Source organism: Herbaspirillum frisingense GSF30 (genome assembly GCF_000300975.2).
Taxonomy (GTDB): Bacteria; Pseudomonadota; Gammaproteobacteria; order Burkholderiales; family Burkholderiaceae_D; genus Herbaspirillum; species Herbaspirillum frisingense.
The window spans coordinates 116,487-132,038 of sequence record NZ_AEEC02000003.1; the positions used below are offsets into that span (position 1 = coordinate 116,487).

Here is a 15,552-nt window from a genome sequence, read left to right on the forward strand (position 1 = left end):
CAACCCGAACGCCAACGCCAAGGACCGTCATGCTCTGGATCAAAGCCCTGCACATCGTCTTCATCGCCTCCTGGTTCGCCGGCCTGTTCTATCTGCCGCGCATCTTCGTGAACCTGGCGCAGGAGACCGACCTGGTCTCCCGCGAACGCCTGCTGGGCATGGCGCGCCGGCTGTACCGCTTCACCGGCATGACCGCGCTGGTGGCGCTGGTGCTGGGCGCATGGCTGCTGGCCATCACCTGGCAATTCTGGAAGGGCCCGGGCAACGGCTGGCTGCATGCCAAGCTGTTCCTGGTGGTGCTGGTGATCGGCTATCACCACGCCTGCGGCTCCCTGCTCAAGAAATTCGAGCACGGCAAGAATACCCGCAGCCACGTCTGGTTCCGCTGGTTCAATGAAGTCCCGGTGCTGCTGATGCTGGCCATCGTGATCCTGGTCGTCGTCAAGCCGTTCTGATATCCCCAAGCCACGTACCTCTCACCACACACCATCATCCCTTCCGGAGCCGGTCATGAGCAAAGTCTGTGAATACTTTTTCGCCCCGCATTCTCCGTTCGCCTATCTGGGGCACGAACGTTTCGTCGCCCTCGCCGAGAAATACGAGGTGCAGATCCTTCCCAAACCCTTCGACCTGTCGAAGATCTTCGGCGTCTCCGGCGGTCTGCCGCTGGCCAAGCGCGCCCCGCAGCGCCAGGCCTATCGCCTCAAGGAACTGGCGCGCTGGAGCGAATTCCTGGGTAAGCCGATGATCCTGCAACCGACCTATTTCCCGGTCAACAGCGATACCGCCGCCCGCCTGATCATCGCCACCCAGCTCGCGCACGGCACGGCCGCGTCGCTGCGCCTGACCGGGGCCATCATGCGCGCCGTCTGGGAAGAGCAGAAGAACATCGCCGACACCGATACCCTGGTCGCCATTGCCAACGCCCAGGAGCACGATGGTGCGGCCCTGCTGAAATCAGCCGAGACCGCCAGCGTGCAGGCCGAGTTCGACCGTTTCACCGATGAAGCCAATGCCGCCAGCGTGTTCGGCGCCCCCTGGTTCGTCTACGAAGGCGAAGGCTACTGGGGCCAGGACCGCCTCGATTTCGTCGAGCGCGCCTTCGCGAAAGGCTGAGCGGCCAGCGTACAATGACGCCGGGCTGCGCAATGAACAGAAGCGCAGCCCGGCGTTCTGATTTTTGAAGCCCTGTTTTTCAACGGATAAAAGGTACTCCCATGCAATCCCAAGACACTCAATACTCTTACTTCTGCCCCTGCCCGCGTGGCCTGGAAGCGGCACTGGCAGAAGAACTCAACGAGATCGCCGCCCATGCCGGCCCCGCCGCCAATCTCAAGGTGCACAACCAGGTTCCGGGTGGCGTGCACTGCTCCGGCACGCTGCTGGCGGCCTACCAGATGAACCTGCATTCGCGCATCGCCAGCCGCGTGCTGCTGCGCATGGGTCACGGTTCCTACAAGAACGAAAACGACATCTACGACCTCACCCTGGCGCAAGCCTGGGAAGACTGGTTCAAGGTCTCGCACACCATCCGCGTGGACCTCACCGCCGTGAAGTCGCCGCTGCGCAGCCTGGAATTCAGCACGCTCAAGATCAAGGATGCCATCTGCGACCGCTTCCTCGACCAGTTCAAGCTGCGTCCCTCGGTCAATACCCGCACGCCCGACATGCGCATCGCCGGCTTCGTCGATGCCCACAACTTCACGGTCTACCTGGATACCTCCGGCGAAGCGCTGTTCAAGCGCGGCTGGCGCGAAGAGACCGGTGACGCCCCGCTGCGCGAGAACCTGGCTGCAGGTCTCTTGCGCACCTCCGGCTGGAAGCCGGGCGTGCCGCTGTTCGATCCCATGTGCGGCTCCGGCACCATCCTGGCCGAAGCGGCGCAGATGATTGCCGGCGTGCCGCCGGGCGCACGTCGCCGCTTTGCCTTCGAAAAGTTCAGCAACTTCGACGCCGATGCCTGGTTCGCCATCAAGGGGGACTTCAAACCCAACCCGATCCCGACCACGCCGACGCTCTTCGGCAGCGACATCTCCGGCGACATGGTGGAACTGACCCGCAAGAACCTGGTGCGCGCCGGTATCCAGTTCGAGATTCCACTGAAGCAGATCGAGGCGCAGGAGATCAAGCCACCGCTGGACGCCGATGGCCAGCCGCTGGTCGGCATCATCCTCTCCAACCCGCCCTACGGCGAACGGATCGGCGTGCGTGGCGACCGCGCCCTGCCGACCGAAGAACTGTTCACGCAATTCTTCAGCGCCTTCTCCAGCACCCTGAAGCAGCGCTTTGCCGGCTGGAGCGTGTTCCTGTTCTCGGCCGACCTCGGCCTGCCCAAGCTGATGCGCCTGAAGGAATCGCGCAAGACCCCGTTCTTCAACGGCGCCCTGGAATGCCGCCTGTTCCGCTTCGACATGGTGGCCGGCTACAACCGCCGCGAAGAGGCCAAGCCGCATTCCCGCGACAGCGAGGACTGACGCAGGACAGGCGGGACCGGATTGTCAACCACGCCAAGACAATCCATCCCGCCACGGCCGGTTTATCCGGCCCGCATTCTTCCCTACAGTGTGGACATGGCCCATCTCCATCACGCCCGCCAGAGAGCGAGCACGATAGCTGGCCTGCCTTCATCCACTCCACACTTCCCGGGATCATCATGAGCACCGTCAATACCCGCGCCGACTACGCCGCCTTCCTGCTGCGCGTCACCATGGGCATCTTCTTCCTGGTCCACGCCGGACTGAAAATCTTCGTCTTCACCCCGGCAGGCACCGTGGGCTTCTTTGCCTCGCTGGGTGTACCCGGCTGGTTCGCCTATCCCGTCATGGCGCTGGAAGTGGTAGGCGGCATTGCGCTGGTGCTGGGCTACTACGGTCGTTGGCTGGCACTGCCCCTGGCGGCCGACCTGCTGGGCGCCATCGTGCTGGTCCACGGCAAGGCAGGATTCTTCTTCACCAACCCCAAGGGTGGCTGGGAATACCTGGCGCTGTGGATCGTCGGCCTGGTCGCCGTGTTCCTGCTGGGCGACGGCGCCTTTGCCCTCAAGCGTGAAGAGCGCAGTTGATCGCCCTGTTTGCCGAAATCATCCAGCCGGGCCACGCGCCCGGCAAAATTCATATAGATTCAGTTTGATCGTCGAGATCTTTTAGTTCAGTTCTTGCGTGCGGGAAATCAAGTTTTCCACAGGCGATTCAAGGAAACCATCATGTCCGATACCCTCCACCTGCCCTCGCTGTTCGTCTCGCACGGCTCGCCCATGCTGGCCGTGGAACCCGGCCGTACCGGTCCGCTGCTGGCCGGCATCGGCGCTGCCCTGCCGCGCCCGCGTGGCATCGTGATGATGTCGCCACACTGGGAGACCTTCACCCCCCGCGTGGGCAACCAGGCCAGGCCGCGCGTGATCCACGATTTCGGCGGTTTCCCGCAGGCGCTCTATGCACTGGACTACCCCGCACCAGGCGCGCCCGCACTGGCCGAACATGTGGCCCAGCGGCTGCGCGATGGTGGCCTGCCGGCCAATACCGATGACGGCTGGGGGCTGGACCACGGTGCCTGGGTACCGCTGCGTTATCTTTATCCACAGGCCGATGTGCCGGTGATCCAGCTGTCGCTGCAATCGCAGCAACCGCCAGCCTATCATTTCCAGGTCGGCCAGTTGCTGGCACCGCTGGCCCGCGAAGGCATCCTGCTGGTCGGCTCGGGCAGCTTCACGCACAACCTGCGCGAACTGCGTCGCAACGATGCCGATGCCGGCGACGCCCCGCATACGCTGGAATTCCTGCAATGGTTCCTGGACCGCATGCAGGCTGGTGACCTGGAAGCCCTGTTCGGCTACCGGACCACGGCCCCGCACGCGGTGCGCACCCATCCCAGCGACGAACACCTGCTGAGCCTGTTCTTCGCCATGGGCGCGGCCGATGACTGGACCCGGCTGGTTCACCTGGACAGCGGTTCGACGTATCATAGCCTGCGCATGGACGCCTTCGCCTTCGGCACGGCCTCCAGCCTGCTGGCACAACTACCGGCTGCCGCCTGAGCCACCGTCTCCCTGACGGGGCCGGCGCGGCGCCATCAGGGGGATAGACGGGTTGAACAAACTGCGTGAAATCGAATGCTTCATTGCCGTGGCCGAGCTGGGCAGTTTCGTCAAGGCCGCCGATGCGCTGGGCATCTCCAAGGCGGCCGTCTCGCGCACCGTACTTGAACTGGAAGCCCGCCTGGGCTCCCGCCTCATGCAACGGACCACGCGCCGGCTCTCGCTCACCGAAGCCGGCAGTCTCTACCTTGAACGCTGCAAGCAGATCGTGGCCGACCTGGAAGCCGCCGACGACCTGCTCTCGGCCGGCGCCGCCCGACCGGCCGGCCTGCTGCGCATCAACGCCCCCGTCACCTTCGGCGTGCTGCACCTGGCGCCACTCTGGCCGATGTTCCTGGAGCGTTACCCGGAGGTGGAGCTGGACATCACCTTGTCGGACCGTATCGTCGACATCATCGATGAAGGCTACGACCTGGCCATTCGCATCGCCCGGCTGGCCGATTCCACCCTGATCCACCGCAAGCTCACCAGCACCAGCCTGCCGGTATGCGCCTCGCCCGCCTACCTGGAAAAACACGGCACGCCCGCCCATCCGCACGACCTGGCGCGGCACCAGGTCATCAGCTACAGCTACAACCAGGGCAAGGATGAATGGCAGTTCAGTGGCCCGGAAGGGCCGGTCAGCGTGCGCGTAAATTCGCGCATGCACGCCAACAACGGTGACAGCTGCGTGCAGGCGGCGCTGGGCGGCGTGGGCATCACGCGCCAGCCCACTTTCATGATCGACCAGTATCTGCGCAGCGGCCAGCTGGTTCCCATCCTCGCCGACTACGGCACGCCTTCGCTGGGCATCTACGCCGTCTACCCCAGCCGCGCCCACCTGCCAGCCAAGGTCAGGGCGATGATGGACTTCCTCGCCGAGGCATTCGCCCAGGTCCATTGGGACCACTGACGGCGCCACGCCCCCGCTGGCACCCGGCCCTACCTTCCCATCCCCTGCAGCAGCGCTCCCGCCCGATGGCTTGAACGTCATCTGCGCATAAATTTCATCATTCCAGGCCAAGTCCTTGCGCTCGTGTTGCGTGCCTCGGCCTGCCTTTGTCTGCCTGACGCTTGATCGATATCAAGGATGGTGACTCGCTTTTGTGGAAACGGAAGCGGGCCACTGCGCTGTTGACTTTCACTTTCTGATCACCCAAAGTGACCATATTGCAGACGCATTGTTCATATAATGGACAATAAAAGACAAATATTCCAACTGGAGACCTCATGAGCACTCTCATGCCGGCTGACTCGAAGATGCAGCCCTATCAATTCCCCAACCCCAAGGAAGCCCCGCTGGAAATCGTGGTCAACCCGGCCATCCCCGAGGACGAGCGCGTCTGGGTCCCGCAGGCCGACAACGTCTGGTTCCGCCCGCTCTGCCTCAATGTCTCGCAGGGCTACTGGACCAACCTGCTGCGCGTGCGCAAGTCCGGCGTGCTCTCGCGCCACCGCCATCCCGCGCCCGTCCATGGCATGGTGCTCAAGGGGAAATGGCGCTACCTGGAGCATGACTGGATCGCCGAACAGGGCAGCTATGTCTTCGAACCGCCCGGCGAGACCCATACCCTCTACGTCCCGGAAGACGTGGAAGAAATGATCACCTACTTCCACATCACCGGCGTGATGTTCTACTGCGACCCCTGGGGCAAGTTCGAAGGCTATGAAGATGTCTTCACCAAGCTCGATATGTGCCGCAAGCATTACGAAGCGGTCGGGCTGGGCAGCGACTACGTCGACCGCTTCGTGCGTTGAGGGCGGAGCGCATGCATTACGACACTGCGAACTACGATTTCACTGACTGCGTGGCCGTGGTCACCGGCGGCCATGGCGGTATCGGCGCGGCCATCGCGGCGCGCCTGGCCGAGGCCGGCGCACACGTGGTGGTGTGGGACCTGCACCAGGCTGCCAGCTCCCCCTACCGGCAGCAACAGGTGGACATCACCGATGCAGGCTCGGTCGAGGATGCCGTCCATCAGTTGCTGGTGGAGACCGGCCGCATCGACTTCCTGATCAACAATGCCGGCTATGCCGGCCCCACCGTGCCGCTGGACGAATACGACGTGGCCGAATGGCATCGCATCGTGCAGGTCAATCTGCTGGGCGTCTTCCACGCCTGCCGCAGCGTGGTCCCGGCCATGCGCGCGGCCGGACGCGGGCGCATCGTCAACATCGCCTCGCTGGCCGGCAAGGAAGGCACGCCCAATGCGTCAGCCTACAGCGCCGCCAAGGCCGGCGTACTGGCGCTGACCAAGTCGCTCGGCAAGGAACTGGCCGAGACCGGCATCCTGGTCAATGCCATCGCCCCGGCGGCGGTGAAAACCGCGTTGCTGGAACAGATGTCGCCAGCCCACGTCCAGACCATGATCGCCAAGAGCCCCATGCGCCGCCTGGGCAGCGTGGAAGAAGTGGCCGAACTGTGCGCCTGGCTGTGCTCGGGCTCCTGCAGCTTCAATACCGGTGCCGTATTCGACCTCTCCGGTGGCCGCGCCACCTACTGAGCAGAGCAGGAAGGCAGGACCGCAGAATCATCCGGGCAAGCGAGGATCACGGCCAGGGGCGATGCAGACATCACCCGGCCGTGCCGGAGCAGTAGCAGGGACGGCATCCACAACGTCCTCAAGACCGCGTCCTCGCATGACGCTTTCGCCATGTCACCGACACAGAGCGCCGCAGCAGACGGCGCCGGCAGGAAGCACGCCAATGGCATCAACTCATTCACTCTGGAGACGTAACCCATGGAAGTCCAAAAGGAAAAGAGCCCCCGGCTCAAACGCATACAGGTCGTCGCACTGACCTTCCTGATGCTGGCAGGCATCGTCAACTATCTTGACCGCAGCACCCTGTCTATTGCCAATCATTCGGTGAGCCAGGAACTGAACCTGAGCGCCTCGCAGATGGGTCTGCTGCTGTCGGCCTTCTCGCTGGCCTATGCCTTCTCGCAATTGCCCATCGGCGCCATGCTGGACAAGTTCGGGGCGCGCGTGATGCTGGGCGCCGGCATGTTCGTCTGGTCGCTGGCGCAACTGGCCGGCGGCTTTGTCAACACCCTGCAGCAATTCCTGGTGGCCCGCGTGTTCCTGGGCCTGGGCGAGGCACCGCAATTCCCGGCCGGGGCCAAGGTGGTCTCGGAGTGGTTCGCCATGCGCGAACGCGGTGGACCGACCGGCATCTTCGTGGCCTCCTCCACCATCGGCCCCGCGCTGGCCCCGCCCATCCTCACCATCCTGATGCTGTCCTTCGGCTGGCGCATGATGTTCGTCATCATGGGCGTGCTGGGCATCGCGGTATCGGTGGGCTGGTATCTGTTCTACCGCAATCGCAACGAGGTCGAGCTGACCCCGTCCGAGGTGCTGTACCTGGCCGACGACCACGACACCGATCCCAATGCCAACGCCAAGCTGACCTGGAACGAGTGGAAGAGCCTCTTCAAGTACCGCACCACCTGGGGCATGCTGTTCGGCTTCATGGGCGTGATCTACATGGTCTGGCTGTACCTGACCTGGCTGCCGGCGTATCTGGAGCATGAGCGTCACCTGTCCATCGCACGTACCGGCTGGGTGGTGGTCATCCCCTACATCTTCGGCACCCTCGGCATGCTGTCCTCCGGCTATATCGCCGATGGCCTGATGAAACGCGGCATGCCCGCCATCCGCAGCCGCAAGTGGCCGATCTGTGCCGGTCTGATCGGCGCCGGTGCCTTCACCATCCCGGCCGCCTACACCCCCAGCACCACCCTGGCGATCGTCTACATCTCGCTGGCCATGGCTTTCGTGAACATGGCCTCGGGCGGTGCCTGGGCACTGGTGTCGGTGGCCATCCCGCGCCGTCTGGTGGCTTCGCTGGGCAGCATGCAGAACTTCGGCGGCTACCTCGGTGGCTCGCTGGCGCCGGTCATCACCGGGGTGGTGGTGGACCAGACCCACTCCTTCGTCAACGCCTTGCTGATCAGCGCGGCGGTGGCCTTTGCAGCAGCACTGGTGTACATGTTCGTGGTCGACAAACCCATCGAATCGCACGCCTGATCCCGCTCTACGCAGTCGCCTGACCCGATGCCGCCGCCTGCGGGTAGCGGCATCCAGCCAGTCCCCTGCCACCCTCGCTATCCACAAGGAACACCATGAGCTTCATTCCCGATCTTCTGCAGGGCAAGACCGCCCTCGTCACCGGCGGTACCCAGGGCATAGGCGGCGCCGTCGCACGCCAGCTGGCAGCACTCGGCGCCCGCGTCATCGCAGCCGGATTGCCGCCCTTCGCCCACGAGGAATTCGCCGGCACCGACATCACCCTGGTGGAAATGAACGTGGCCAGCGAAGAGAGCGTGCGCACTGCCCTGGCCGGCCTCAAGCAACTGGACATCGTGGTCAACTGTGCCGGCATCATCAAGCGCGGCGCGGAACTGGAGACCGAAGTCTTCGAACAGGTGATCGCCGTCAATCTCACCGGCACCATGCGCGTGTGCGCGGCTTCCCGTGAATTGCTGCGACAGTCTGGCGGCTGCATCGTCAACACGGCCTCGATGCTCAGCTTCTTCGGTGGCGGCCTGGTCCCCGGCTATAGCGCCAGCAAGGGCGGCGTAGCGCAGCTGACCAAGTCACTGGCCATTGCATATGCGGCCGACGGCATCCGCGTCAATGCGGTGGCACCGGGCTGGATCGCCACCCCGCTCACCCAGGCCCTGCAGGACGACCCGACCCGCGCCGGCCCGATCCTGGCGCGCACTCCCTTGAACCGCTGGGGACGCCCGGAAGACATCGGCAATGTCGTGGCCTTCCTCTGCTCACCCGCCGCTTCTTTCATGACCGGCACCATCATCCCGGTCGACGGCGGCTATCTGATTGCCTGATCACCCCATGCCATGCATGCCTTTTCCCGCGTCCGCTGCTCCAGGCGGCGCGGGCTTTTTTGCGCTGGGGCACTACCAGGCTCCGCTATAATCTGCCCGCTCCCGCTCCCGATTCTGCTCCTGTCTCCTTAAGCCTGCGCCCATGCCAGACCACGACAAACATCCCGACGACCCGAACAAGATTGCCGGCACCGCCGCCTTCTCCAAGTTCGTCGCCGTGCTGCAATTGATCGCCGACCAGGACGCGCCACTGAACATCGCGCAGCTGGCGGCGCTGTCTGGCTATCCGCGCCCTACCGTCTATCGCATCCTGGCCGCCTTGATGGCCGAGGGCATGGTGGTGGAAAACCCGCGCAGCAAACAGTTCGAGGTGGGACCGCGCCTGATCAACCTGGCCAGCCGCGCCTGGGACCGCAGCGATATCCGCACCACTGCCATCGAACCGCTGCGCCAGTTGCGCGACATCACCCGCGAGACCATCCACCTGGCCGTGCCCAGCGACGTCAGCATGGTCTACATCGAGAAACTGGAAAGCCCGCAAGCCGTGCGCATGGCCTCGCGCATCGGCACCCGCGTGACGCTCTATTCGAGTTCGGTGGGCAAGGCCTATCTGGCCGGCCTGGAAGAATCGCGCCGCGAAAACCTGATGCGCACGCTGCAGATGGAGCCCTTCACCGAGCACACCCACACCGATCTGTCGGCTCTGCGCCAAGACCTGGAACAGACCCGCACCCGCGGCTATGCCGAAGACCGCGAAGAGAACGAAGCCCAGATCTTTTGCTACGGTGCCGCCATCGTCGGCGCCGACGGCTTGCCGGTGGCCTGCGTGAGCGTGAGCATCCCGCTGTTCCGGCGCCTGCCCGATCCACAGCAGGCCTATGTGGCGCCGCTGCTGCAAGCCTGCGCCACCATCTCGCGCAAGCTGGCCGGACCGGGCTGAAGCCGGTCCGGCCTTCAGCTCAAGGCCGCATCACGCACTGAACATAAGTTCTTCTTCCTGCTGACCTTCGCCGCCGCCATTCCGGCCATCATCTCGGGCGGCATCGCCGAACGCTCCAAATTCAACCCGCAGCTGCTGGCCACCGCCGTACTGGTCGGCCTGGTCTATCCCTTCTTCGAGGGCATCGCCTGGAACCAGCACTTCGGCGTACAGGCCTGGCTGGCAGCCACCTTCGGCGCCGAATTCCACGACTTCGCCGGTTCCATCGTGGTCCACGCCGTCGGCGGCTGGATCGCCTTGCCCGCCGTGCTGCTGCTGGGTGCGCGCCGCGGCCGCTACAGCAAGGAAGGCGCGGTCGCCGCCCATCCGCCCTCCAACATCCCCTTCCTGGCACTGGGCGCATGGATCCTGACGGTGGGCTGGTTCGGCTTCAACGTGATGAGCGCGCAGACCCTGGACAAGATGAACGGCCTGGTCGCGATGAACTCCCTCATGGCCATGGCCGGTGGCACCCTGGTCGCACTGCTGATGGGCCGCAACGACCCCGGCTTCGCCTACAACGGCCCGCTGGCCGGTCTGGTGGCGGTATGTGCCGGCTCCGACCTGATGCACCCGCTGGGCGCGCTGGTCACCGGCGGCATGGCCGGCGCCATCTTCGTGTGGATGTTCACCCGCACCCAGAACAAATGGAAGATCGACGACGTGCTGGGTGTCTGGCCCCTGCATGGGCTATGCGGCCTGTGGGGCGGCCTGGCGGCGGGCATCTTCGGCTTGCAGGCGCTGGGGGGACGCGGTGGCGTGTCGTTCATGTCGCAACTGGTGGGCAGCGTGATGGGCATCGCCATTGCGGCGCTGGGCGGATGGATCGTGTACGGCCTGCTGAAGAAGACGGTCGGCATCCGCCTTGACCCGGAACAGGAATTCGAAGGCGCCGATCTGGCGATCCACAAGATTTCGTCGACGGCGGAGCGGGAGACGAGTTGGTGAAGATGACGGTGGAATGAAAATTACCGCCCTATTTTCACAATAAAGTCGGCTGAGCCCTAACATCCGCCGAGCACCCTGATAGTGGGCTGATAGCGTAGTCAAAGGCGGATCAGCTCCCATGGAAAGACCACCAGTACGGTGGTCTTTCCGCTATTGGAGCACGATAACCGCCACTGTCCACCTTCGAGTAGTCGCGCACTTAGTGCATCGCCTGAACTTTTCAGCCAGTGATTGCGGGTATATGTCGTCGCACAACCGCCAGCGCCAACAACACCAACGTCATCGCGCCAGCCAGCAACACCAGGTAGGAAAACGCGCCACCGCTGGTGATCACTGATGCGCCGGCGAACGCGCTCAAAATGGAGCCCAGGCGGCCGAATGAAAATGCCGAGGCAGTGCCTGTGGCACGCACGCTGGTTGGGTATACATGGGCACACAAGGCAACCATGGTCACCTGCACGGCGTTGACGAACATACCATGTGCGAACAGACCACTCATGGTCGCGGCGACGTTGCTGCTCAGGTTCAGCCTTGTCAGCAACAATACACTCAGCGTCGCACCCAGGCAGCAGAGCAGCAACGGCACACGTGATCCGAAGCGGGTGATCATCAGGGCACAGAGTAGCGCACCCAGCGCCCCTCCCATGTTGTAGAGCGTCAATCCGAAACCGGCGCTGGTGATCGAAAAGCCTTCGCTACTCAGCATCGTCGGCAGCCAACTGAATGCGGTGTATACCGACAGCAGGCACATAAAGAAGGCGCACCAGATCGCAATGGTATCGAGTGCAAGGCCACCTTTGAATAAGGCCGAGAATCCCGCGTGCTGTTCCGCATTCTGTTCGCGACGGTCGACGAACTGGACATCACCAGCCTCTGCAGAGAGCGGACGGGACATGCGCGCCAGCAGGACTTTCAGTTCGGGCCAGCGCGCGGGACGTCGCGACAGGAAGCGCGGCGACTCCGGCAAGGCCATAATCATCACCGCGACCAGCCCCATCGGTAGCACGCCTCCGACCAGGAACAGTGCACGCCATCCAAACATCGGCAACACGAAACTTGCCAGCAAGCCAGCCACCATCCCGCCCAAGGGGATGCAGAGGATAGTGATGGTGATGGCCAGGGTGCGGAAACGTGCTGGAGAAAACTCCGCCGTGAGGGTCGATGCAGTTGGCACTGCGCCGCCTATGCCTAGGCCCGCGATGAAGCGCAGCAGCATGATGGTCGTGGTGTCCGGTGCCATACTGATTGCGGCCGTGGCGACAGAAAACACCACGACACTGACGATGACTGCCCGGCGACGCCCGAATCGGTCCGCCATCAGTCCTGCCGTGGCGGCGCCAATGGCCATGCCGACCAGACCGGCTGCTACGACCGGGGCAAAGGCGGCGCGGGTAAGTCCCCATTCCTTGATAAGGATGGGCATGGCAAAGCCGATCAGTTGGGTATCGCAGCCATCGAAGATGACCGCCAGTGCCGTCAGCAGCACGATGAGTTTCTGAAAGCGAGTGAAGGGACCATCGTCGAGCACCTTACCGATGTCGATGGTCGTGGTGGGGCTGGTCATGCGTGTCTCCTCATGTGCGGCTTTTTGCCGCTTGTTTTGAGTGCGGTGTGGGAACGACTAGAAGGGGTAGTGCCTGGGAGTTGTTTGCAGGGTGATCCAGCGCAGATCGGTGAATTCAGCAATCCCGGCCTTGCCACCGAAACGGCCGATGCCACTGCCCTTGACGCCACCAAAGGGCATCTGTGCTTCGTCATGCACGGTGGGGCCGTTGATGTGACAGATGCCCGATTCGATGCGGCGCGCCAATTGCATCGCCCTGGCAGCATCGCGACTGAAGATGGCGGACGACAATCCGTACTGGTTATCATTGGCCAGAGCAATCGCGTGTTCGTCATCATTGGCGCGGATGATCGGCTTGACAGGTCCGAACGACTCCTCATGGAAGATGTGCATCTCCGGCGTCACATGGTCAAGCAGGGTAGCCGGCATCAGCGTTGTATCGGCACGCCCACCGCATACCAGCGTCGCCCCCTTGACGAGTGCATCCTCGATCAATGCATTACAGCGCTGCACCGTAGCCATATCGCACACCGAACCCAGCACCACGGGCCCACGCCGCGGGTCTCCCACGGGCAGCGCCATCGCCTTGAGACGCAGGCGCGCAACGAAGTCGTCGGCGATACGCGCATCAACGATGATGCGCTCGGTCGACATGCAGACTTGACCTGAGTTGATGAACGCGCCGAATGCAGCGCCATCGACGGCGGCATCAAGATCGGCATCATGCAGCACCAGCAGCGGTGCCTTACCGCCCAGTTCAAGTACGGCCGGCGTCAGGTATTCTGCGCAGCGCCGGGCAATCAGTTTGCCAACCCGAGTCGATCCGGTGAAGTTGACGCGGCGTACAGCCGGTGCGGCGATGATGGCGTCGACGATGGCCGGCGCATCTTGAGGCGCATTGCTCAGGTAATTCAGTACGCCTGGCGGCAGGCCCGCATCGGCGAAGGCCTCCACAATGAGCCCATGGGTGGCCGGGCAGATCTCCGATCCTTTGAAGATCACCGTATTGCCACAGGCCAGTGGCGTGGCCACGGCGCGCACCCCCAGAATCACTGGTGCATTCCATGGTGCGATGCCCAGCACCACGCCGGCGGCCTGGCGCACACCCAATGCCAACGAGCCAGGAATATCGGACGGGATGACTTCACCCGCTATCTGGGTGGTCATGGCTGCGGCTTCGCGCAGGGTTTCCACACCCAGGTGCACATTGAAACGTGCCCAGACTTCGGAGGCGCCAGTCTCAGCCATCATCGCCGCAACCAGGGCATCGGACTTGTCATGCAGTGCACGAGCCGCGTTCTCAAGCATGTTGCGGCGGACGCCGGGGCCGGTCTGGGACCAGGCCGGGAAGGCGCGTGCCGCACTGTGGACGGCAGCGAGCGCATCCTCGGTAGTGGCTGCGGCTGCCTCAGTGGCAACGGCGTTGTCGAGAGGATTGCGGCGCTCAAAGCTGGCGCCGGCGGTGGATGGTACACGGGCGCCGTCGATAAACAGTTGAGTCTGGTTCATGTCATGAATCTCCTTTTATGGCGAATGAGCAGGATCAGTCCACCACGATCTCGACCAGGTTCGGCCGGTTCTCGGCCAATGCACGGCGCAGGGTGTCCGCCAGCGTAGCGGCGTCCTCGACGCGCGTGGCAGGGCAGCCCATGGAACCGGCGAGGGCGACGAAATCGATGTCAGGCAGTTGCGTCCCTTGCACCGCCTCGTCCTTGCCGAAGCCGAAGTGAAGTGCGAAATCGCATAGCGCTTCATATCGCCGATTGTTGAGGATGATGAAGGTCACCGGCAAACCCAATTGGCTGGCGCTCCACAAGGACTGGATCGAATACATGCTGGAGCCATCTCCGATGAGGCCGATGACCTTGCGCGCAGGCTCGGCCAAGGCCACGCCAACGGCGGCGGGCATGCCATAGCCCAGGCCGCCGCTCGCCATCGTAAAGAAGGTGTGCGGCTGCGTGAACGGCAGATAGTGCTGCATGGTGCGACGTGAACTGGGTGACTCTTCCACCACGATGTGGCTGGCATCGCGCACCTCGGACAATGTCTGCAGGACGAAGGCAGCCGTCATCACGGGCGATGGCTCGGCACGCGGCACCGGCGCGCGAGGTGCGGGCGTCGGCCGCTGCGGATCGTCCGTACGCGCCAGCAGATCGGCCAGGCCCATCTTGATGTTGCCCAGCACAGAGATACCCGCTGGTGCTGACGCGGCGACCGAGATGTCGTCGACCAGTTGGCACAATGTAGCGTCAGGTGGGAGATGCGGACCGCTGCCCTCGACATGGTAGGTGAAGGCAGGCGCGCCGACCACGAAGACCAGATCGTGTCCGCCCAGCGCTTGTACGATGCGCTCGCGCATCGGCGGCAGAAAGCCCGCGAACAAGGCATGGTTTTCAGGGAAGCTGCAGCGTGCCGACATCGGCGCGACAAACACACGCGCCCGGTGACGTTCGGCCAACGCGACGATCTCATCCCAGGCATTGGCCTGATCGATGGCAGCACCGACCACGAAGGCAGGCCGCCGGCACTGCGCCAGCGCCGCAGCAAGCGGCTCGATGGAGTCCGGCGCCGGACGTACCTGGGTCAATACTTGCAGGGGCTGCAGCGGTGTGGTGGAACGATCCCAGTCATCCACCGGGATCGACACGAACACCGGGCCGCGCGGCTCTTGCATGGCCACATGATAAGCGCGCACCAGGGCCAGTGGGACGTCTTCGGCGCGAGCCGGTTCGATGCTCCACTTCACATAGGGCTTGGGTAGTTCGGCCGCGTCACGCGAGCCCAGATAGGGATCGAACGGCAGGATGGAGCGGGCTTGCTGACCGGCGGTGACGATCATGGGCGTGCGGTTCTTGAAGGCGGTGAAGAGGTTGCCCATCGCATTGCCGACACCAGCGGCCGAATGCAGGTTGACGAAGCTGGCCTTACCGGTGGCCTGTGCATAACCGTCCGCCATACCGATCACGACCGCCTCGTGCAAGCCGAGTACATAACGGAAGTCGGAAGGGAAGTCGCGAAGCAGGGGCAACTCGGTCGAACCAGGATTACCGAATATCTTGTCGATGCCGACCTGACGCAGGAAGTCAAATACGGCATCACGTACAGTGAAGGAAGCGGTGGAACTCATCGTGGGTGTCTCC

General features: G+C 63.6%; 14 protein-coding genes and 1 pseudogene. 12 read left to right on the forward strand and 3 right to left on the reverse strand.

The features are described from left to right. Window positions 1–29: 29 nt before the first annotated feature. The 12 genes and pseudogenes from HFRIS_RS03330 to HFRIS_RS03390 form a co-directional block, all read left to right on the forward strand. Window positions 30–455: a CopD family protein gene (locus HFRIS_RS03330; protein WP_006461815.1), complete on the forward strand. Its 426-nt coding sequence runs from the start codon at window positions 30–32 to the stop codon at window positions 453–455. Window positions 456–510: 55 nt separating this feature from the next. Next, complete coding sequence (locus tag HFRIS_RS03335; RefSeq protein WP_006461816.1) at window positions 511–1,116, forward strand: 2-hydroxychromene-2-carboxylate isomerase; 606 nt, start codon at window positions 511–513, stop codon at window positions 1,114–1,116. Window positions 1,117–1,217: 101 nt separating this feature from the next. Next, window positions 1,218–2,474 carry a THUMP domain-containing class I SAM-dependent RNA methyltransferase gene (locus tag HFRIS_RS03340; protein WP_006461817.1) on the forward strand — a complete coding sequence of 419 codons (1,257 nt, stop codon included), beginning with the start codon at window positions 1,218–1,220 and terminating at the stop codon, window positions 2,472–2,474. A 179-nt stretch (window positions 2,475–2,653) separates the two neighbouring features. After that, window positions 2,654–3,061 carry a DoxX family protein gene (locus HFRIS_RS03345; RefSeq protein WP_006461818.1) on the forward strand — a complete coding sequence of 136 codons (408 nt, stop codon included), beginning with the start codon at window positions 2,654–2,656 and terminating at the stop codon, window positions 3,059–3,061. Between the two features lie 141 nt (window positions 3,062–3,202). Then, on the forward strand, window positions 3,203–4,033 hold the full coding sequence (locus tag HFRIS_RS03350; RefSeq protein WP_006461819.1) for a dioxygenase family protein: 831 nt from the start codon (window positions 3,203–3,205) through the stop codon (window positions 4,031–4,033). Between the two features lie 52 nt (window positions 4,034–4,085). Beyond that, window positions 4,086–4,985 carry a LysR family transcriptional regulator gene (locus tag HFRIS_RS03355; protein ID WP_006461820.1) on the forward strand — a complete coding sequence of 300 codons (900 nt, stop codon included), beginning with the start codon at window positions 4,086–4,088 and terminating at the stop codon, window positions 4,983–4,985. Window positions 4,986–5,302: 317 nt separating this feature from the next. Further along, window positions 5,303–5,830 (forward strand): 2,4'-dihydroxyacetophenone dioxygenase family protein, encoded by a 528-nt coding sequence (locus HFRIS_RS03360; protein WP_039874181.1) that lies wholly within the window; start codon window positions 5,303–5,305, stop codon window positions 5,828–5,830. 11 nt (window positions 5,831–5,841) lie between these two features. Beyond that, entirely contained in the window at window positions 5,842–6,576 is a 735-nt protein-coding gene (locus HFRIS_RS03365) for an SDR family NAD(P)-dependent oxidoreductase (protein WP_006461822.1), read from the forward strand. Window positions 6,577–6,813: 237 nt separating this feature from the next. Continuing rightward, window positions 6,814–8,100: an MFS transporter gene (locus tag HFRIS_RS03375; RefSeq protein WP_006461824.1), complete on the forward strand. Its 1,287-nt coding sequence runs from the start codon at window positions 6,814–6,816 to the stop codon at window positions 8,098–8,100. A gap of 95 nt (window positions 8,101–8,195) precedes the next feature. Further along, window positions 8,196–8,921, forward strand: coding sequence for an SDR family NAD(P)-dependent oxidoreductase (locus tag HFRIS_RS03380; RefSeq protein ID WP_006461825.1), 726 nt, complete (start codon window positions 8,196–8,198; stop codon window positions 8,919–8,921). 142 nt (window positions 8,922–9,063) lie between these two features. Beyond that, on the forward strand, window positions 9,064–9,861 hold the full coding sequence (locus tag HFRIS_RS03385) for an IclR family transcriptional regulator (protein ID WP_006461826.1): 798 nt from the start codon (window positions 9,064–9,066) through the stop codon (window positions 9,859–9,861). Window positions 9,862–9,906: 45 nt separating this feature from the next. Then, window positions 9,907–10,848 (forward strand): annotated as a pseudogene (locus HFRIS_RS03390) (ammonium transporter); the annotation flags it as partial. A 220-nt stretch (window positions 10,849–11,068) separates the two neighbouring features. Here HFRIS_RS03390 and HFRIS_RS03395 read toward each other — a convergent pair. Genes HFRIS_RS03395 through mdlC form a run of 3 tightly spaced genes read right to left on the reverse strand, consistent with a single transcriptional unit; the run spans window position 11,069 to window position 15,539 of the window. After that, the gene (locus tag HFRIS_RS03395; RefSeq protein WP_006461829.1) at window positions 11,069–12,412 is read right to left on the reverse strand and encodes an MFS transporter; all 1,344 of its coding nucleotides are present in this window, start codon (window positions 12,410–12,412) and stop codon (window positions 11,069–11,071) included. 57 nt (window positions 12,413–12,469) lie between these two features. After that, on the reverse strand, window positions 12,470–13,921 hold the full coding sequence (locus HFRIS_RS03400; RefSeq protein ID WP_006461830.1) for an aldehyde dehydrogenase: 1,452 nt from the start codon (window positions 13,919–13,921) through the stop codon (window positions 12,470–12,472). A gap of 34 nt (window positions 13,922–13,955) precedes the next feature. After that, window positions 13,956–15,539 carry a benzoylformate decarboxylase gene (mdlC, locus tag HFRIS_RS03405; RefSeq protein ID WP_006461831.1) on the reverse strand — a complete coding sequence of 528 codons (1,584 nt, stop codon included), beginning with the start codon at window positions 15,537–15,539 and terminating at the stop codon, window positions 13,956–13,958. Window positions 15,540–15,552: the final 13 nt, after the last annotated feature.

What these genes read in the sequence shown, in the direction of transcription:
- HFRIS_RS03330 (WP_006461815.1), top strand. Translation starts at nt 30, where the DNA reads ATGCTCTGGATCAAAGCCCTGCACATCGTCTTCATCGCCTCCTGGTTC.
- HFRIS_RS03335 (WP_006461816.1), top strand. Translation starts at nt 511, where the DNA reads ATGAGCAAAGTCTGTGAATACTTTTTCGCCCCGCATTCTCCGTTCGCC.
- HFRIS_RS03340 (WP_006461817.1), top strand. Translation starts at nt 1,218, where the DNA reads ATGCAATCCCAAGACACTCAATACTCTTACTTCTGCCCCTGCCCGCGT.
- HFRIS_RS03345 (WP_006461818.1), top strand. Translation starts at nt 2,654, where the DNA reads ATGAGCACCGTCAATACCCGCGCCGACTACGCCGCCTTCCTGCTGCGC.
- HFRIS_RS03350 (WP_006461819.1), top strand. Translation starts at nt 3,203, where the DNA reads ATGTCCGATACCCTCCACCTGCCCTCGCTGTTCGTCTCGCACGGCTCG.
- HFRIS_RS03360 (WP_039874181.1), top strand. Translation starts at nt 5,303, where the DNA reads ATGAGCACTCTCATGCCGGCTGACTCGAAGATGCAGCCCTATCAATTC.
- HFRIS_RS03365 (WP_006461822.1), top strand. Translation starts at nt 5,842, where the DNA reads ATGCATTACGACACTGCGAACTACGATTTCACTGACTGCGTGGCCGTG.
- HFRIS_RS03375 (WP_006461824.1), top strand. Translation starts at nt 6,814, where the DNA reads ATGGAAGTCCAAAAGGAAAAGAGCCCCCGGCTCAAACGCATACAGGTC.
- HFRIS_RS03380 (WP_006461825.1), top strand. Translation starts at nt 8,196, where the DNA reads ATGAGCTTCATTCCCGATCTTCTGCAGGGCAAGACCGCCCTCGTCACC.
- HFRIS_RS03385 (WP_006461826.1), top strand. Translation starts at nt 9,064, where the DNA reads ATGCCAGACCACGACAAACATCCCGACGACCCGAACAAGATTGCCGGC.
- HFRIS_RS03395 (WP_006461829.1), bottom strand. Translation starts at nt 12,412, where the DNA reads ATGACCAGCCCCACCACGACCATCGACATCGGTAAGGTGCTCGACGAT.
- HFRIS_RS03400 (WP_006461830.1), bottom strand. Translation starts at nt 13,921, where the DNA reads ATGAACCAGACTCAACTGTTTATCGACGGCGCCCGTGTACCATCCACC.
- mdlC (WP_006461831.1), bottom strand. Translation starts at nt 15,539, where the DNA reads ATGAGTTCCACCGCTTCCTTCACTGTACGTGATGCCGTATTTGACTTC.